Genomic DNA, 14,678 nt, shown 5'->3' with positions numbered 1-14,678 from the left:
ACTCCAGCACGTCACTACGCACACGTAGACTGTCCAGGACACGCGGATTATGTTAAAAACATGATCACTGGTGCTGCACAAATGGACGGCGGTATCCTAGTTGTTGCTGCGACTGACGGCCCTATGCCTCAAACTCGTGAGCACATCCTACTTGGTCGTCAAGTTGGTATCCCTTACATCATCGTATTCATGAACAAATGTGACATGGTAGATGACGAAGAGCTACTTGAGCTAGTTGAGATGGAAGTTCGTGAACTTCTTTCTGAATACGACTTCCCAGGTGATGACCTACCAGTTATCCAAGGTTCTGCACTTGGCGCACTAAACGGCGAGAAGCAGTGGGAAGACAAGATCGTTGAGCTTGCAGAAGCACTAGATTCTTACATTCCTGAGCCAGAGCGTGCAGTTGACCAACCGTTCCTACTACCAATTGAAGATGTATTCTCAATTCAAGGTCGTGGTACTGTTGTAACTGGTCGTATCGAGCGCGGTATCCTACGTGTAGGTGACGAAGTAGAAATCGTTGGTATCAAAGAGACTACTCTTACTACTTGTACTGGTGTTGAAATGTTCCGTAAACTGCTTGACGAAGGTCGTGCAGGTGAGAACGTTGGTGCACTTCTACGTGGTACTAAGCGTGATGACGTTGAACGTGGTCAAGTACTTTCTGCGAAAGGTTCTATCAACCCACACACTAAGTTTGAGTCTGAAGTATACGTACTTTCTAAAGACGAAGGCGGCCGTCACACTCCTTTCTTCAAAGGTTACCGTCCACAGTTCTACTTCCGTACAACTGACGTAACAGGCGACATCACTCTACCAGAAGGCGTAGAAATGGTAATGCCAGGTGACAACGTTCAAATGACTGTTGAGCTAATCGCTCCAATCGCAATGGACGAAGGTCTACGTTTCGCAATCCGCGAAGGTGGCCGTACAGTTGGTGCTGGTGTTGTAGCTAAAATCTTCGCTTAATAGCATTTAGATTTTTGCACTCTCTTCATTAGAAGAGCACGCATCTGAAAAGGGGAGCTTCGGCTTCCCTTTTGTTTTCTCAAAAGAAATATTACCTTCCATCTATCTTCTTCCCTCTCGATACAAAACCAACTTCCAATAAATTGCGATTATTTTTCCAACACTACTTGCATACTAAAGTGTGATCTGTATAATGCATCGCACTGGCTAACGCTGGTTGTGAACCAATGAGCACTGAGGAGTAGGTCTTACCTAGTAATGTATACTCAGCTTATGTTCGCGGTTAATAAAAATAGTAAACTTCTTGTTTACTTCAAAAGTTAACTGACAATGCGTCCTAATTTTGGGTGCTACGGTTTCACATAAATCAATCGGCATTCTCTCGTTTTATCGGGTTTGAGTGGCGATATTGTTTGTGTAATTTTTAATAATTGGAGCTCTGTCTCATGCAGAACCAACGTATTCGTATCCGCCTTAAAGCGTTTGATTACAAGCTAATCGATGCTTCAACTGCGGAAATCGTTGAAACAGCAAAACGTACTGGCGCACAGGTTCGTGGTCCTATTCCACTTCCTACTCGTAAAGAGCGTTTCACTGTTCTTACCTCTCCACACGTCAACAAAGATGCACGTGATCAGTACGAAATCCGTACTCACAAGCGTTTGATCGACATCGTTGAGCCAACAGATAAAACTGTTGATGCTCTAATGCGTCTTGATCTTGCAGCTGGCGTTGATGTTCAAATCAGCCTAGGTTAAGGGAGATAAGAATAATGATTGGTCTAGTCGGACGTAAAGTGGGTATGACCCGCGTATTTACTGAAGAAGGCGTTTCTATCCCAGTAACTGTTGTTGAGGTTGAAGCGAACCGTATTTCTCAAGTTAAAACTCTTGAGACAGACGGCTACGCAGCAATCCAAGTAACTACTGGTGCTAAGAAAGCTAACCGTGTAACTAAACCTGAAGCTGGTCACTTCGCGAAAGCGGGTGTAGAAGCAGGTCGCGGTCTTTGGGAATTCCGTTTAGAAAACGGCGAAGAGTTTGAAGTTGGCGCTGAGCTAAACGTAGAACTTTTCAACGAAATTAAAAAAGTAGACGTTACTGGTACATCTAAAGGTAAAGGCTTCCAAGGCGCTATCAAGCGTTGGAACTTCTCTACTCAAGATATGACTCACGGTAACTCTTTGTCTCACCGCGCACCGGGTTCAATTGGCCAATGTCAAACTCCAGGCCGCGTGTTTAAAGGCAAGAAAATGGCAGGTCACATGGGTGCTGAGCGTGTAACGACTCAAAACCTAGAGATCGTACGTGTTGACGCTGAGCGCAATCTACTCCTTATTAAAGGTGCAGTACCGGGCTCAACAGGCGGAAACGTGATCGTAAAACCTGCTGTTAAAGCATAACGTCTAGGAGTAAGTAATGGAATTGATGGTTAAAGGTGCTGATGCACTAACTGTTTCCGAGACTACTTTCGGACGTGACTTCAACGAAGCTCTTGTACACCAAGTAGTTGTTGCATATGCAGCAGGTGCTCGTCAAGGTACTCGTGCTCAAAAGACTCGTTCTGAAGTATCTGGCGGTGGCGCTAAGCCATGGCGTCAAAAAGGTACTGGCCGCGCACGTGCTGGTACAATTCGTAGCCCAATCTGGCGTACAGGTGGTGTTACTTTTGCTGCGAAACCACAAGATCACAGCCAAAAAGTAAACAAAAAAATGTACCGCGGTGCTATGAAGAGCATTCTTTCTGAGCTAGTTCGTCAAGAGCGTTTAATCGTTGTTGATAACTTCTCTGTAGAAGCACCAAAAACAAAAGAACTTGTAGCTAAGCTTAAAGAGCTTGAGCTAAGCGACGTTCTGATTGTGACTGGCGAAGTAGATGAAAATCTATTCTTAGCTGCTCGTAACCTATACAAAGTAGATGCACGTGATGTTGCTGGTGTTGATCCAGTATCACTAATCGCTTTCGACAAGGTTCTAATGACTGCTGACGCAGTTAAGCAAGTTGAGGAGATGCTAGCATGATCACTGAAGAGCGTATCTTAAAAGTTCTACGTGCTCCGCACATCTCTGAAAAAGCAACTATGGCAGCTGAGAAAGCGAACACTATCGTTTTCAAAGTAGCTAAAGATGCAACTAAGAAAGAGATCAAAGCAGCTGTAGAAAAGCTATTTGAAGTTGAAGTTAAGTCTGTAAATACTCTTGTATTAAAGGGTAAGACCAAACGTCAAGGTATGCGTGAAGGCCGTCGTTCAGACGTTAAGAAAGCCTACGTTACTTTGAAAGAAGGTCAAGATCTTGACTTCGTTGGCGGCGCGGAATAACAGGAGTAGTAAAAATGGCTATTGTTAAATGTAAGCCGACTTCCCCTGGTCGTCGTCACGTCGTTAAAGTTGTTAACGCTGACCTACACAAGGGTAAGCCATACGCACCACTTCTAGAGAAAAACTCTAAGAACGGTGGTCGTAACAACAACGGTCGTATTACAGTACGTCACATCGGTGGTGGTCATAAGCACCATTACCGTGTAATTGACTTCAAACGTACTAAAGATGGCATCCCAGCGAAAGTTGAGCGTCTAGAATACGATCCAAACCGTAGTGCTAACATCGCTCTAGTTCTGTACGCAGACGGTGAGCGTCGTTACATCATTGCACCTAAAGGTGTTAACGCAGGCGACCAGATTCAATCTGGCGTAGATGCTGCAATCAAAGCAGGTAACACTCTGCCGATGCGCAACATCCCAGTAGGTTCTACTGTACACTGTGTTGAACTTAAGCCTGGTAAAGGTGCTCAACTAGCTCGTTCGGCTGGTGCTTATGCTCAAATCATCGCTCGCGATGGTGCATACGTAACTATCCGTCTACGTTCTGGTGAGATGCGCAAAGTTCTTTCTGAAGGTCGTGCAACGATCGGTGAAGTTGGTAACTCTGAGCATATGCTACGTGAACTTGGTAAAGCTGGTGCTTCACGCTGGCGCGGCGTACGTCCAACCGTACGTGGTGTAGTAATGAACCCGGTGGATCACCCACATGGTGGTGGTGAAGGCCGCACATCTGGTGGTCGTCACCCAGTTTCTCCTTGGGGCGTTCCTACTAAGGGCTTCAAGACTCGTAAGAACAAGCGCACTGACAAGTACATCGTACGTCGTCGCACTAAATAATTTATAAAGAGGAATCGCCATGCCACGTTCTCTCAAGAAAGGTCCTTTTATTGACCTACACTTGCTGAAGAAGGTAGAGAAAGCGGTGGAAAGCGGAGACAAAAAGCCTATTAAGACTTGGTCCCGTCGCTCAATGATCATCCCAACAATGATTGGTTTGACCATCGCTGTCCATAATGGTCGTCAGCACGTTCCAGTTTTCGTTACCGAAGAAATGATCGGTCACAAACTGGGCGAATTTGCACCAACTCGTACTTATCGCGGTCATGCTGCAGATAAGAAAGCTAAGAAGAAATAAGGAGTAGATGATGGAAGCTTTAGCTAAACATAACTTTGCTCGTATTTCTCCACAGAAAGCTCGCTTAGTTGCAGACCAAATTCGCGGTAAGTCGGTAGACCAAGCTCTAGAAATTCTAACTTTCAGCAACAAAAAAGCTGCTGTATTAGTTAAGAAGGTTCTTGAGTCAGCTATCGCTAACGCGGAACATAACGAAGGTGCAGATATCGACGATCTAAATGTCGCTAAAATCTTCGTAGATGAGGGCCCTATCATGAAGCGTATTATGCCTCGTGCTAAAGGTCGTGCGGATCGTATCTTGAAGCGTTCAAGCCACATCACTATTGTTGTAGCAGATCGCTAAAGACTAGGAGAGTAAGCAATGGGTCAGAAAGTACATCCTAATGGTATTCGTCTTGGCATCGTTAAGCCTTGGAATGCTACATGGTTTGCTAATACCAACGAATTCGCTGACAACCTAGACGGCGACTTCAAGGTACGTCAGTTCCTTACAAAGGAACTACAAAAAGCATCATTATCTCGTATCGTTATCGAGCGTCCAGCTAAGAGCATCCGTGTGACTATTCACACTGCTCGTCCTGGCGTTGTTATCGGTAAGAAAGGTGAAGACGTAGAGAAGCTACGCGCAGCTGTAGCTAAAATCGCAGGTGTACCAGCGCAAATTAACATCGCTGAAGTACGTAAGCCTGAGCTAGATGGTCAGCTTGTAGCTGATAGCATCGCGTCTCAACTAGAGCGTCGTGTTATGTTCCGTCGTGCAATGAAGCGTGCGGTACAAAATGCTATGCGTCTAGGCGCTAAAGGCATCAAAGTACAAGTAGGCGGCCGTCTTGGCGGTGCTGAAATCGCACGTTCTGAGTGGTACCGTGAAGGCCGTGTGCCTCTACACACTCTACGTGCAGACATTGATTACGCAACTTCTTCGGCTCACACTCAATACGGTGTGATCGGCATTAAAGTTTGGATCTTCAAAGGTGAGATTCTAGGCGGTATGCCAGCTGCTAACGCAGTAGAGCCAAAAGGCGATAAGCCTAAGAAGCAGCGTAAAGGCCGTAAGTAAGGAGTCGAACGATGCTACAACCAAAACGTACTAAGTTCCGCAAGGTTATGACTGGTCGTAACCGTGGTCTAGCTAAAGGTACTGAAGTAAGCTTCGGCGAATTCGGTCTTAAAGCTGTTGGCCGTGGTCGTCTGACTGCACGTCAAATCGAAGCGGCACGTCGTGCTATGACACGTCACATTAAGCGTCAAGGTCAAATCTGGATTCGTGTATTCCCAGACAAGCCAATTACTGAAAAGCCTCTTGAAGTTCGTCAAGGTAAAGGTAAAGGTTCAGTTGCGTACTGGGTTGCTCAAATCCAACCAGGCAAAGTTATGTACGAGATGAATGGCGTACCTGAAGAGTTGGCACGTGAAGCGTTCCGCCTAGCGGCACGTAAACTGCCTGTTAAAACTACTTTTGTAACTAAGCAGGTGATGTGATGAAAGCACAAGATCTACGCGAAAAGAACGTTGAAGAGCTTAACGCTGAGCTATTGAATTTGCTACGTGAACAGTTCAACTTGCGCATGCAAGCTGCAACTGGTCAACTTCAGCAAACTCATACTCTAAAAGCTGTACGCCGTGACATCGCACGTGTGAAAACTGTTTTGACTGAAAAGGCAGGCGCATAATGAGCGAAACTAACCGCATCCAGCAAGGCCGTGTAGTAAGCAACAAGATGGACAAGTCTATCGTTGTTGCTATTGAACGCACTGTAAAACACCCAATTTACGGTAAGTTCATCAAACGCACGACTAAAGTACACGCACACGACGAAGACAACACTTGTGGCCTAGGCGACAAAGTTGAAATCGCTGAGTGTCGTCCTCTGTCTAAGACTAAGTCTTGGACATTGGTTAAAGTTCTAGAAAAAGCGAAGATTTAATCTTTGTAATTCTATAACTTATAAGCGGCTCCAAATTATTTTTTGGAGCCGCTTGTTTTTTGTCTACCCAATTTAAAAAAAGGGTGGTACAATTCGCGTCCCTTTTAAAGAGGCAGCCCGACCCGAGAGGGTCTAGTTTTAATATTTAGCGGAGCACTAACAATGATCCAGATGCAAAGTACACTTGACGCAGCAGATAACTCTGGCGCGCGCAAGGTAATGTGTATTAAGGTTCTGGGTGGCTCTCACCGCCGTTATGCACATATCGGTGACGTCATCAAGGTTACAGTGAAGGAAGCGATTCCTCGCGGTAAAGTAAAGAAAGGTGATGTTCTGAAGGCGGTAGTAGTGCGCACCCGTAAAGGCGTTCGTCGCCCAGACGGTTCTGTCATTCGCTTCGACAGTAATGCTTGTGTATTGTTAAATGACACTACTGAGCAACCAGTCGGCACACGTATCTTTGGTCCTGTGACTCGTGAACTTCGTAACGCGAAATTCATGAAGATTGTATCACTAGCACCTGAAGTTCTGTAAGGAGCGGCAATATGGCAGCTAAAATCCGTCGTAATGACGAAGTAATCATTCTTGCTGGTAAAGATAAAGGCAAGAAAGGTAAAGTAACTAAGGTTCTGACAACTGGTAAAGTTATCGTTGAAGGCATCAACCTTGTTAAGAAACACCAAAAGCCGGTTCCGGCTCTAGGTCAACAAGGTGGCATCGTTGAACAAGAAGCAGCTATTGATGCTTCTAACGTTGCTGTTTTTAACGCGGCTACTGGTAAAGCAGACCGTATCGGTTTCCGTATCGAAGATGGCAAGAAAGTTCGTTTCTTCAAATCTAACGGCGAAACTGTTTCTAACTAATTAGAAGTAATTTGGAGTTCTACTATGGCGAAACTGCATGATTACTACAAGTCGTCTGTAGTCGCTGAGCTTACCAAAGAGTTCAGCTACACAAGCGTCATGCAAGTCCCTAGGATTGAGAAAATCACCCTAAATATGGGCGTTGGTGAAGCAATCAACGATAAGAAACTGCTAGAAAACGCAGCAGCTGATATGGCAACGATCTCTGGTCAAAAGCCACTTATCACTAAAGCGCGTAAATCTGTAGCTGGTTTCAAAATTCGTGAAGGCTACCCAATTGGTTGTAAAGTAACCTTGCGTGGTGAGCGCATGTGGGAATTTTTAGAGCGTTTAATCTCTATCGCACTTCCACGTGTACGTGATTTCCGTGGTGTTAGCGCTAAGTCTTTTGACGGTCGCGGTAACTACAGCATGGGCGTTCGCGAGCAAATCATCTTTCCGGAAATCGACTACGATAAAGTCGATCGTGTCCGCGGTCTTGATATCACTATCACGACTTCTGCGGGTTCCGATGAGGAAGGCCGAGCTCTGCTGGCTGCCTTTAACTTCCCATTCCGTAAGTAAGGGTAGGGTTACTGTTATGGCTAAACAATCAATGAAAGCACGTGAAGCTAAACGTGCAAAACTAGTAGCTAAGTTCGCTGAAAAGCGTTCTGCGCTAAAAGTTATCATTAGCGATGTAAACGCATCTGAAGAAGATCGTTGGAATGCGGTTCTTAAACTGCAATCTCTTCCACGTGATTCAAGTGCATCACGTCAGCGCAACCGTTGCAACCAAACTGGTCGTCCACACGGTTACCTACGTAAATTCGGTCTAAGCCGCATTAAGGTTCGTGAAGCTTGCATGAAAGGCGAGATTCCGGGTCTTCGTAAGGCTAGCTGGTAATTGCCACTTAATCATTTGGAGTAAATCTTATGAGCATGCAAGATCCGATTTCGGATATGCTGACCCGAGTTCGTAACGGTCAGGCAGCAAACAAAGTTGCTGTAAAAATGCCTTCTTCAAAGCTTAAAGTTGCAATTGCTGCATTACTTAAAGCTGAAGGTTACATCGTAGACTTCGCTGTTAACAGCGAAGCAAAACCTGAGCTAGAAGTTACTCTTAAGTACTTCCAAGCTAAACCTGTAATCGAGCAAATCAAGCGTGTATCACGTCCTGGTCTAAGAGTTTATAAAAATAAAGACTCTTTACCTACAGTGATGGGTGGTCTTGGTATTGCAGTTGTTTCTACTTCCAAGGGTCTGATGTCTGACCGTGCTGCTCGTAAAGCAGGTCTTGGCGGTGAAATCATCTGTTACGTAGCTTAAGGAGTAGATTATGTCTCGTGTTGCTAAAGCACCTGTCGCTATTCCAGCTGGCGTAGAGGTGAAACTAAACGGCCAAGAAGTTACTGTAAAAGGTAGCAAAGGTGAGCTTACTCGCGTTCTTAACAGCGCCGTAGTTATTGCACAGGAAGAAACCAACCTAACTTTCGGTCCGAAAGAAGGTGTTACTAACGCATGGGCACAAGCTGGTACAGCTCGCGCTCTAGTTAATAACATGGTTGTGGGTGTTACTGAGGGCTTCACTAAGAAGCTAACTCTTAAGGGTGTTGGTTACCGTGCTGCTATGAAAGGCAACTCTGTAGCTCTAACTCTTGGTTTTTCTCACCCAGTAGAGCACGCTCTACCTGAAGGTATTAAAGCTGAGTGCCCTAGCCAAACTGAGATCATCATTACTGGTTGCGATAAGCAAGTAGTAGGTCAAGTTGCGGCTGACATTCGTTCTTACCGTGCTCCTGAGCCTTACAAAGGCAAAGGTGTTCGTTACGCAGATGAAAATGTGCGTACTAAAGAAGCTAAGAAGAAGTAAGGTATCACTATGGATAAGAAAGCATCTCGCATCCGTCGTGCTACACGTGCACGTCGTAAGATTGCAGAACTTGGTGCAACTCGCCTGGTAGTACACCGTACTCCTCGCCATGTTTACGCACAAGTTATCGCGGCAAACGGCTCTGAGGTTATCGCAGCTGCTTCTACTGTAGAAAAAGCGATCCGTGAGCAAGTTAAGAACACTGGTAACGTTGATGCAGCTAAAGCAGTTGGTAAAGCTGTTGCTGAGCGCGCTCTTGAAAAAGGCGTAGCTTCAGTTGCATTTGATCGTTCTGGTTTCCAATACCACGGTCGAGTAGCGGCGCTAGCAGAATCTGCTCGCGAAGCTGGTCTGAAATTCTAAGGTAGGGTTGGAAGATGGCTAAAGAACAACAACAAGCTAATGATTTGCAAGAAAAGCTGATCGCAGTTAACCGTGTATCTAAGACGGTTAAAGGTGGTCGAATCATGAGCTTTACTGCACTAACAGTAGTTGGTGACGGTAACGGTCGCGTAGGTTTCGGTTACGGCAAAGCTCGTGAAGTACCTGCTGCGATTCAAAAAGCAATGGAAAAAGCGCGCCGTAACATGGTTACAGTATCGCTTAACGAAGGCACTCTTCACCACCCGGTGAAAGGTCGTCATTCGGGCTCTAAAGTTTACATGCAGCCAGCTGCAGAAGGTACAGGTGTTATTGCCGGCGGTGCAATGCGTGCTGTACTTGAAGTTGCGGGCGTACATAACGTACTTTCTAAAGCATACGGTTCAACGAACCCGATCAACATCGTTCGTGCAACGATTGGTGCTCTAGTAGACGTTAAGTCACCAGAAATGGTTGCTGCTAAACGTGGTCTAACTGTTGAATCTATTTCGGAGTAAGCACACGATGGCAACTATTAAAGTAACTCAAACTAAAAGCTCAATTGGTCGCCTACCTAAGCACAAAGCGTGTCTTAAAGGTCTAGGTCTTCGTCGCATCAACCATACAGTAGAACTTGAAGATACACCGTGCGTACGCGGTATGATCAACAAGGTTTACTACATGGTTAAGATTGAGGAGTAATCAGAATGCGTTTGAATACTCTATCACCGGCTGCTGGCTCTAAACCTTCTAAGAAGCGTGTAGGTCGTGGTATCGGTTCTGGCCTTGGTAAAACAGGTGGCCGCGGTCACAAAGGTCAAAAGTCACGTTCTGGCGGCTCTGTTCGTCCAGGTTTTGAAGGCGGTCAAATGCCTCTAAAACAACGTCTACCTAAATTCGGTTTCACTTCTCGTAAGAGCCTAGTGTCTGCTGAAGTTCGTCTAGCTGAGCTAGCGAAAGTAACAGGTGACGTAGTTGATCTTAACAGCCTTAAAGCTGCTAACGTTATCACTAAGAACATCGAGTTTGTTAAGATCGTTCTTTCTGGTGACCTAAGCAAAGCTGTGACTGTTAAAGGTCTACGCGTGACTAAAGGCGCTAAAGCTGCAATCGAAGCTGCAGGCGGTAAAATCGAGGAATAATCTCGAGGAACGAGGTACAGATGGCTAAGAAACCAGGACAAGATTTTCGTAGTGCTCAGAGCGGCTTAAGTGAACTAAAGTCGCGCTTATTATTCGTAATTGGTGCACTTTTAGTATTCCGAGCCGGCTCTTTTGTGCCGATCCCTGGTATTGACGCAGCTGTACTTGCCGATTTGTTCGATCAGCAAAAAGGTACCATCGTAGAAATGTTTAACATGTTCTCCGGTGGTGCTCTTGAGCGTGCATCTATATTAGCATTGGGTATCATGCCGTACATTTCGGCATCGATCGTAGTCCAATTGCTAACTGTAGTTCATCCAGCGTTAGCGGAACTCAAGAAAGAGGGTGAAGCAGGCCGTCGTAAGATAAGCCAATATACACGCTACGGCACGCTTGTACTTGCAACATTCCAAGCTATTGGTATCGCAACAGGCTTACCAAACATGGTCGACAATCTGGTTGTTATCAACCAAACCATGTTTACGCTTATTGCTACCGTGAGTTTAGTAACTGGTACCATGTTCTTAATGTGGTTAGGTGAACAAATCACTGAGCGAGGAATCGGTAATGGTATTTCCATTCTGATTTTTGCAGGTATTGTTGCTGGATTGCCTTCTGCAATCGGTCAAACAATCGAGCAAGCGCGTCAAGGTGAATTGCATGTGCTTCTTCTGCTGTTGATTGCTGTATTGTCTTTTGCTGTTATTTACTTCGTAGTTTTCATGGAACGTGGTCAACGTCGTATCGTCGTTAACTATGCGAAACGTCAACAAGGTCGTAAAGTTTTTGCAGCACAAAGCTCTCACTTGCCTCTTAAGATTAATATGGCAGGTGTTATTCCAGCGATTTTCGCATCAAGTATTATTTTGTTCCCAGGAACATTAGCGCAGTGGTTTGGTCAAAATGGTGAAAGCAGCGCGTTCGGTTGGTTAACTGACGTGTCATTAGCTCTTAGCCCAGGTCAACCTTTGTATGTAATGCTTTATGCAGCAGCTATAATCTTCTTCTGTTTCTTCTATACAGCGTTGGTGTTTAACCCACGTGAAACAGCTGATAACTTGAAGAAGTCTGGTGCATTCGTACCCGGTATCCGCCCAGGTGAGCAGACAGCGAAATATATCGATAAAGTGATGACTAGACTAACCCTTGCGGGCGCTCTATACATTACTTTTATATGTCTGATTCCTGAGTTCATGATGGTCGCGTGGAACGTTCGTTTCTACTTTGGCGGCACATCACTACTAATCGTAGTGGTAGTTATCATGGATTTCATGGCACAGGTACAGACTCATCTGATGTCACAACAGTATGATTCTGTGTTAAAGAAAGCGAATCTGAAGGGTTACGGCCGTTAATTCGGTGGTAACAATTTCGATTCCATTTACGGAGTTTAGCAATGAAAGTTCGTGCTTCCGTTAAAAAAATCTGCCGTAACTGTAAAGTTATCAAGCGTAACGGTGTCGTTCGCGTGATTTGCAGTGAGCCAAAGCATAAGCAACGCCAAGGCTAATTAGCAGAAATTTTTACTTGAAATACAAGGTAGAGTCGAGTATATTCCTCGGCCTACCTTTTGCGTGCAAAAGAAGTAGTATGCCGCAGCGTATCCATAACGGGCTTTGCTGCGGATAATTCTTTTATGAACCCCTTAGGAGTGAATAATGGCCCGTATAGCCGGCATTAACATTCCTGATCATAAGCATTCTGTAATTGCACTTACTGCAATCTACGGTATCGGTAAAACTCGCTCTCAAGCTATTCTAGCTGAAGTGGGTATTGCTGAAGATGCTAAGATCAGTGAACTAACTGAAGAGCAGATCGATCAACTGCGTGATGGTGTAGCTAAGTACACTGTAGAAGGTGATCTACGTCGTGAAGTATCGATGAACATCAAGCGTCTTATGGACCTTGGCTGTTACCGCGGTCTTCGTCATCGTCGCAGTCTACCACTACGTGGACAGCGTACTAAAACCAACGCTCGCACCCGTAAGGGTCCGCGCAAGCCGATCAAGAAATAGTCGGATAAGGTAGAGTACAATGGCAAAACAACCAACTCGCGCGCGTAAGCGCGTACGCAAGCAAGTAGCTGATGGCGTAGCGCACATTCATGCTTCTTTCAACAACACAATCGTAACTATCACTGACCGTCAAGGCAACGCTCTTGCATGGGCTACAGCAGGTGGTTCAGGTTTCCGTGGTTCTCGTAAATCTACTCCGTTCGCAGCACAAGTTGCAGCTGAGCGTTGTGGTGAAATGGCTAAAGAATATGGCCTAAAGAACTTGGAAGTTATGGTTAAGGGTCCAGGTCCAGGTCGCGAATCTACTGTTCGTGCACTGAACGCTGCTGGTTTCCGTATCACTAACATTGTTGATGCGACACCAATCCCTCATAACGGTTGTCGTCCACCTAAGAAACGTCGCGTTTAAGTTTCGTTTCTAGGAATATTGGAGAAAGATCATGGCAAGATATTTGGGTCCTAAGCTTAAGCTTAGCCGTCGCGAAGGTACTGACTTATTCCTTAAGTCTGGTGTCCGTGCGATCGATACCAAGTGTAAAATTGATAACGCACCAGGTGTACACGGCGCTCGTCGCGGTCGTCTATCTGAGTATGGCGTTCAGCTTCGTGAGAAGCAAAAAGTTCGTCGTATCTACGGCGTTCTAGAAAAACAATTCCGCAACTACTACAAAGAAGCTGCACGTCTTAAAGGCAACACAGGTGCAAACCTGCTTCAGCTTCTTGAAGGTCGTCTTGATAACGTAGTTTACCGTATGGGCTTTGGCGCTACTCGTGCTGAATCTCGTCAACTAGTTAGCCACAAGTCTATTCTAGTTAACGGTAAAGTTGTAAACGTTCCTTCTTTCAAAGTAGCGGCAAACGACGTTGTTTCTATCCGCGAGAAAGCTAAACAGCAATCTCGTATTAAAGCGGCTCTAGAAGTTGCTGAACAACGTGAAAAGCCAACTTGGATTGAAGTAGATGCTGGCAAAATGGAAGGTACATTCAAGCGTATGCCTGAGCGTTCTGACCTATCAGCTGACATCAATGAACACTTGATCGTCGAACTTTACTCTAAGTAAGGTTAAAAAAAGAGAGGACACAATGCAGGGTTCTGTAACAGAATTTCTTAAGCCGCGTCTTGTTGACATTGAACAGATCAATACGACACACGCGAAAGTAACTCTTGAGCCATTAGAGCGCGGTTTCGGCCACACTCTAGGTAATGCTCTTCGCCGCATTCTTCTATCTTCTATGCCGGGTTGTGCCGTAACAGAAGTTGAAATTGAAGGTGTGCTACACGAATACAGCACTAAAGAAGGCGTTCAGGAAGATATCCTGGAAATCCTTCTAAACCTTAAAGGTTTGGCTGTACGCGTTGCTGAAGGCAAAGATGAAGTGTTTATTACACTGAACAAATCAGGCTCAGGCCCTGTTGTTGCAGGTGACATCACCCACGATGGTGATGTAGAGATCGCTAACCCTGAGCACGTAATTTGTCACCTAACGGATGACAACGCTGAGATCGCTATGCGTATCAAAGTAGAACGTGGTCGTGGTTACGTTCCAGCTTCAGCTCGTATCCATACTGAAGAAGATGAGCGTCCTATCGGTCGTCTACTAGTTGACGCTACTTACAGCCCGGTTGATAAAATCGCTTACGCTGTAGAAGCGGCACGTGTAGAACAACGTACTGATTTAGACAAGCTTGTTATCGATATGGAAACGAACGGTACTCTAGAACCTGAGGAAGCAATCCGTCGTGCAGCTACTATTTTAGCTGAACAACTGGATGCGTTCGTAGATCTTCGTGATGTACGTGTACCTGAGGAGAAGGAAGAGAAGCCAGAATTCGATCCTATCCTACTACGTCCTGTAGACGATCTTGAACTAACAGTTCGCTCTGCTAACTGTTTGAAAGCAGAAGCGATTCACTACATCGGTGATCTTGTACAGCGCACTGAGGTTGAGCTACTTAAAACGCCAAACCTTGGTAAGAAATCTCTTACAGAGATTAAAGATGTGCTTGCTTCACGTGGTCTTTCTCTAGGCATGCGTCTAGAAAACTGGCCACCAGCGTCAATCGCTGAAGATTAATCGAAAAGTTAGAA

28 protein-coding genes are annotated in these 14,678 nt (G+C 45.4%); all 28 read left to right on the top strand.

Going from position 1 to position 14,678, the window contains the following annotated elements; translation table 11 throughout:
- Positions 1–972: elongation factor Tu (gene tuf, locus AB6E52_RS09990; protein ID WP_102480584.1), on the top strand; the 972-nt coding region annotated here is incomplete at its 5' end.
- A 446-nt stretch (positions 973–1,418) separates the two neighbouring features.
- Positions 1,419–1,730, top strand: a complete 312-nt coding sequence (gene rpsJ / locus AB6E52_RS09985; RefSeq protein WP_004736761.1) for a 30S ribosomal protein S10 — start codon at positions 1,419–1,421, stop codon at positions 1,728–1,730.
- 14 nt (positions 1,731–1,744) lie between these two features.
- Positions 1,745–2,374, top strand: a complete 630-nt coding sequence (rplC, locus tag AB6E52_RS09980; protein WP_004736763.1) for a 50S ribosomal protein L3 — start codon at positions 1,745–1,747, stop codon at positions 2,372–2,374.
- Positions 2,375–2,390: 16 nt separating this feature from the next.
- Positions 2,391–2,993, top strand: a complete 603-nt coding sequence (rplD, locus tag AB6E52_RS09975; RefSeq protein WP_004738803.1) for a 50S ribosomal protein L4 — start codon at positions 2,391–2,393, stop codon at positions 2,991–2,993.
- The gene (gene rplW, locus AB6E52_RS09970) at positions 2,990–3,292 is read left to right on the top strand and encodes a 50S ribosomal protein L23 (protein ID WP_004736765.1); all 303 of its coding nucleotides are present in this window, start codon (positions 2,990–2,992) and stop codon (positions 3,290–3,292) included. The genes rplD and rplW overlap by 4 nt, the downstream gene beginning before the upstream one ends.
- A 14-nt stretch (positions 3,293–3,306) precedes the next feature.
- Positions 3,307–4,131, top strand: coding sequence for a 50S ribosomal protein L2 (gene rplB, locus AB6E52_RS09965; protein WP_010435149.1), 825 nt, complete (start codon positions 3,307–3,309; stop codon positions 4,129–4,131).
- A 19-nt stretch (positions 4,132–4,150) separates the two neighbouring features.
- Positions 4,151–4,429, top strand: a complete 279-nt coding sequence (gene rpsS / locus AB6E52_RS09960; protein ID WP_004736729.1) for a 30S ribosomal protein S19 — start codon at positions 4,151–4,153, stop codon at positions 4,427–4,429.
- Between the two features lie 10 nt (positions 4,430–4,439).
- Positions 4,440–4,772, top strand: coding sequence for a 50S ribosomal protein L22 (rplV, locus tag AB6E52_RS09955; protein WP_004736732.1), 333 nt, complete (start codon positions 4,440–4,442; stop codon positions 4,770–4,772).
- Positions 4,773–4,790: 18 nt separating this feature from the next.
- Positions 4,791–5,489, top strand: a complete 699-nt coding sequence (gene rpsC, locus AB6E52_RS09950; RefSeq protein ID WP_004736734.1) for a 30S ribosomal protein S3 — start codon at positions 4,791–4,793, stop codon at positions 5,487–5,489.
- An 11-nt stretch (positions 5,490–5,500) separates the two neighbouring features.
- Positions 5,501–5,911, top strand: coding sequence for a 50S ribosomal protein L16 (gene rplP, locus AB6E52_RS09945; protein ID WP_004736736.1), 411 nt, complete (start codon positions 5,501–5,503; stop codon positions 5,909–5,911).
- Complete coding sequence (rpmC, locus tag AB6E52_RS09940) at positions 5,911–6,102, top strand: 50S ribosomal protein L29 (protein ID WP_004736737.1); 192 nt, start codon at positions 5,911–5,913, stop codon at positions 6,100–6,102. Before rplP ends, rpmC begins: the two co-directional genes overlap by 1 nt.
- A complete protein-coding gene (gene rpsQ / locus AB6E52_RS09935) occupies positions 6,102–6,356 on the top strand; it encodes a 30S ribosomal protein S17 (protein WP_102320286.1) in 255 nt (84 codons plus the stop codon). The genes rpmC and rpsQ overlap by 1 nt, the downstream gene beginning before the upstream one ends.
- Positions 6,357–6,518: 162 nt before the next feature.
- Positions 6,519–6,890 (top strand): 50S ribosomal protein L14, encoded by a 372-nt coding sequence (gene rplN / locus AB6E52_RS09930; protein WP_004736740.1) that lies wholly within the window; start codon positions 6,519–6,521, stop codon positions 6,888–6,890.
- Positions 6,891–6,901: 11 nt separating this feature from the next.
- On the top strand, positions 6,902–7,219 hold the full coding sequence (gene rplX, locus AB6E52_RS09925) for a 50S ribosomal protein L24 (protein WP_004738792.1): 318 nt from the start codon (positions 6,902–6,904) through the stop codon (positions 7,217–7,219).
- A gap of 24 nt (positions 7,220–7,243) precedes the next feature.
- The gene (gene rplE, locus AB6E52_RS09920) at positions 7,244–7,783 is read left to right on the top strand and encodes a 50S ribosomal protein L5 (protein ID WP_004738790.1); all 540 of its coding nucleotides are present in this window, start codon (positions 7,244–7,246) and stop codon (positions 7,781–7,783) included.
- A 16-nt stretch (positions 7,784–7,799) separates the two neighbouring features.
- Positions 7,800–8,105 (top strand): 30S ribosomal protein S14, encoded by a 306-nt coding sequence (gene rpsN / locus AB6E52_RS09915; RefSeq protein ID WP_004738789.1) that lies wholly within the window; start codon positions 7,800–7,802, stop codon positions 8,103–8,105.
- Between the two features lie 29 nt (positions 8,106–8,134).
- Positions 8,135–8,527 (top strand): 30S ribosomal protein S8, encoded by a 393-nt coding sequence (gene rpsH / locus AB6E52_RS09910; RefSeq protein WP_017061309.1) that lies wholly within the window; start codon positions 8,135–8,137, stop codon positions 8,525–8,527.
- A 10-nt stretch (positions 8,528–8,537) separates the two neighbouring features.
- Positions 8,538–9,071 carry a 50S ribosomal protein L6 gene (rplF, locus tag AB6E52_RS09905; RefSeq protein ID WP_017063712.1) on the top strand — a complete coding sequence of 178 codons (534 nt, stop codon included), beginning with the start codon at positions 8,538–8,540 and terminating at the stop codon, positions 9,069–9,071.
- Between the two features lie 9 nt (positions 9,072–9,080).
- Positions 9,081–9,434 carry a 50S ribosomal protein L18 gene (gene rplR / locus AB6E52_RS09900; protein WP_004738784.1) on the top strand — a complete coding sequence of 118 codons (354 nt, stop codon included), beginning with the start codon at positions 9,081–9,083 and terminating at the stop codon, positions 9,432–9,434.
- A gap of 14 nt (positions 9,435–9,448) precedes the next feature.
- Positions 9,449–9,949: a 30S ribosomal protein S5 gene (gene rpsE, locus AB6E52_RS09895; RefSeq protein WP_017061307.1), complete on the top strand. Its 501-nt coding sequence runs from the start codon at positions 9,449–9,451 to the stop codon at positions 9,947–9,949.
- Between the two features lie 7 nt (positions 9,950–9,956).
- The gene (gene rpmD, locus AB6E52_RS09890) at positions 9,957–10,133 is read left to right on the top strand and encodes a 50S ribosomal protein L30 (protein WP_004736756.1); all 177 of its coding nucleotides are present in this window, start codon (positions 9,957–9,959) and stop codon (positions 10,131–10,133) included.
- Between the two features lie 5 nt (positions 10,134–10,138).
- A complete protein-coding gene (gene rplO, locus AB6E52_RS09885) occupies positions 10,139–10,573 on the top strand; it encodes a 50S ribosomal protein L15 (RefSeq protein WP_004736758.1) in 435 nt (144 codons plus the stop codon).
- A gap of 20 nt (positions 10,574–10,593) precedes the next feature.
- Positions 10,594–11,928 carry a preprotein translocase subunit SecY gene (secY, locus tag AB6E52_RS09880; protein WP_004738781.1) on the top strand — a complete coding sequence of 445 codons (1,335 nt, stop codon included), beginning with the start codon at positions 10,594–10,596 and terminating at the stop codon, positions 11,926–11,928.
- Between the two features lie 41 nt (positions 11,929–11,969).
- A complete protein-coding gene (gene rpmJ, locus AB6E52_RS09875) occupies positions 11,970–12,083 on the top strand; it encodes a 50S ribosomal protein L36 (RefSeq protein WP_000868186.1) in 114 nt (37 codons plus the stop codon).
- Positions 12,084–12,231: 148 nt separating this feature from the next.
- A complete protein-coding gene (gene rpsM, locus AB6E52_RS09870) occupies positions 12,232–12,588 on the top strand; it encodes a 30S ribosomal protein S13 (protein WP_004738779.1) in 357 nt (118 codons plus the stop codon).
- 19 nt (positions 12,589–12,607) lie between these two features.
- Positions 12,608–12,997: a 30S ribosomal protein S11 gene (gene rpsK, locus AB6E52_RS09865; RefSeq protein ID WP_004738778.1), complete on the top strand. Its 390-nt coding sequence runs from the start codon at positions 12,608–12,610 to the stop codon at positions 12,995–12,997.
- A gap of 31 nt (positions 12,998–13,028) precedes the next feature.
- Positions 13,029–13,649, top strand: coding sequence for a 30S ribosomal protein S4 (gene rpsD, locus AB6E52_RS09860; RefSeq protein ID WP_004738777.1), 621 nt, complete (start codon positions 13,029–13,031; stop codon positions 13,647–13,649).
- Between the two features lie 22 nt (positions 13,650–13,671).
- Complete coding sequence (locus AB6E52_RS09855) at positions 13,672–14,664, top strand: DNA-directed RNA polymerase subunit alpha (protein ID WP_004729813.1); 993 nt, start codon at positions 13,672–13,674, stop codon at positions 14,662–14,664.
- Positions 14,665–14,678: the final 14 nt, after the last annotated feature.

The organism is Vibrio sp. 10N.247.311.13 (assembly GCF_041467595.1).
Lineage (GTDB): Bacteria > Pseudomonadota > Gammaproteobacteria > Enterobacterales > Vibrionaceae > Vibrio > Vibrio crassostreae_C.
Note: the sequence above shows the minus strand (reverse complement) of the source record. Positions and strands in the feature narration are given on the sequence as shown.

Coding starts and splice junctions, on each gene's coding strand:
- rpsD (WP_004738777.1), top strand. CDS start 13,029: ATGGCAAGATATTTGGGTCCTAAGCTTAAGCTTAGCCGTCGCGAAGGT.
- AB6E52_RS09855 (WP_004729813.1), top strand. CDS start 13,672: ATGCAGGGTTCTGTAACAGAATTTCTTAAGCCGCGTCTTGTTGACATT.
- rpmD (WP_004736756.1), top strand. CDS start 9,957: ATGGCAACTATTAAAGTAACTCAAACTAAAAGCTCAATTGGTCGCCTA.
- rpsS (WP_004736729.1), top strand. CDS start 4,151: ATGCCACGTTCTCTCAAGAAAGGTCCTTTTATTGACCTACACTTGCTG.
- rpsE (WP_017061307.1), top strand. CDS start 9,449: ATGGCTAAAGAACAACAACAAGCTAATGATTTGCAAGAAAAGCTGATC.
- rplV (WP_004736732.1), top strand. CDS start 4,440: ATGGAAGCTTTAGCTAAACATAACTTTGCTCGTATTTCTCCACAGAAA.
- rpsK (WP_004738778.1), top strand. CDS start 12,608: ATGGCAAAACAACCAACTCGCGCGCGTAAGCGCGTACGCAAGCAAGTA.
- rplO (WP_004736758.1), top strand. CDS start 10,139: ATGCGTTTGAATACTCTATCACCGGCTGCTGGCTCTAAACCTTCTAAG.
- rplE (WP_004738790.1), top strand. CDS start 7,244: ATGGCGAAACTGCATGATTACTACAAGTCGTCTGTAGTCGCTGAGCTT.
- rplB (WP_010435149.1), top strand. CDS start 3,307: ATGGCTATTGTTAAATGTAAGCCGACTTCCCCTGGTCGTCGTCACGTC.
- rplP (WP_004736736.1), top strand. CDS start 5,501: ATGCTACAACCAAAACGTACTAAGTTCCGCAAGGTTATGACTGGTCGT.
- rplD (WP_004738803.1), top strand. CDS start 2,391: ATGGAATTGATGGTTAAAGGTGCTGATGCACTAACTGTTTCCGAGACT.
- rpsQ (WP_102320286.1), top strand. CDS start 6,102: ATGAGCGAAACTAACCGCATCCAGCAAGGCCGTGTAGTAAGCAACAAG.
- rplC (WP_004736763.1), top strand. CDS start 1,745: ATGATTGGTCTAGTCGGACGTAAAGTGGGTATGACCCGCGTATTTACT.
- rpsC (WP_004736734.1), top strand. CDS start 4,791: ATGGGTCAGAAAGTACATCCTAATGGTATTCGTCTTGGCATCGTTAAG.
- rplF (WP_017063712.1), top strand. CDS start 8,538: ATGTCTCGTGTTGCTAAAGCACCTGTCGCTATTCCAGCTGGCGTAGAG.
- rplX (WP_004738792.1), top strand. CDS start 6,902: ATGGCAGCTAAAATCCGTCGTAATGACGAAGTAATCATTCTTGCTGGT.
- rpmC (WP_004736737.1), top strand. CDS start 5,911: ATGAAAGCACAAGATCTACGCGAAAAGAACGTTGAAGAGCTTAACGCT.
- rplN (WP_004736740.1), top strand. CDS start 6,519: ATGATCCAGATGCAAAGTACACTTGACGCAGCAGATAACTCTGGCGCG.
- rplW (WP_004736765.1), top strand. CDS start 2,990: ATGATCACTGAAGAGCGTATCTTAAAAGTTCTACGTGCTCCGCACATC.
- rplR (WP_004738784.1), top strand. CDS start 9,081: ATGGATAAGAAAGCATCTCGCATCCGTCGTGCTACACGTGCACGTCGT.
- rpsH (WP_017061309.1), top strand. CDS start 8,135: ATGAGCATGCAAGATCCGATTTCGGATATGCTGACCCGAGTTCGTAAC.
- rpsN (WP_004738789.1), top strand. CDS start 7,800: ATGGCTAAACAATCAATGAAAGCACGTGAAGCTAAACGTGCAAAACTA.
- rpsM (WP_004738779.1), top strand. CDS start 12,232: ATGGCCCGTATAGCCGGCATTAACATTCCTGATCATAAGCATTCTGTA.
- rpmJ (WP_000868186.1), top strand. CDS start 11,970: ATGAAAGTTCGTGCTTCCGTTAAAAAAATCTGCCGTAACTGTAAAGTT.
- rpsJ (WP_004736761.1), top strand. CDS start 1,419: ATGCAGAACCAACGTATTCGTATCCGCCTTAAAGCGTTTGATTACAAG.
- secY (WP_004738781.1), top strand. CDS start 10,594: ATGGCTAAGAAACCAGGACAAGATTTTCGTAGTGCTCAGAGCGGCTTA.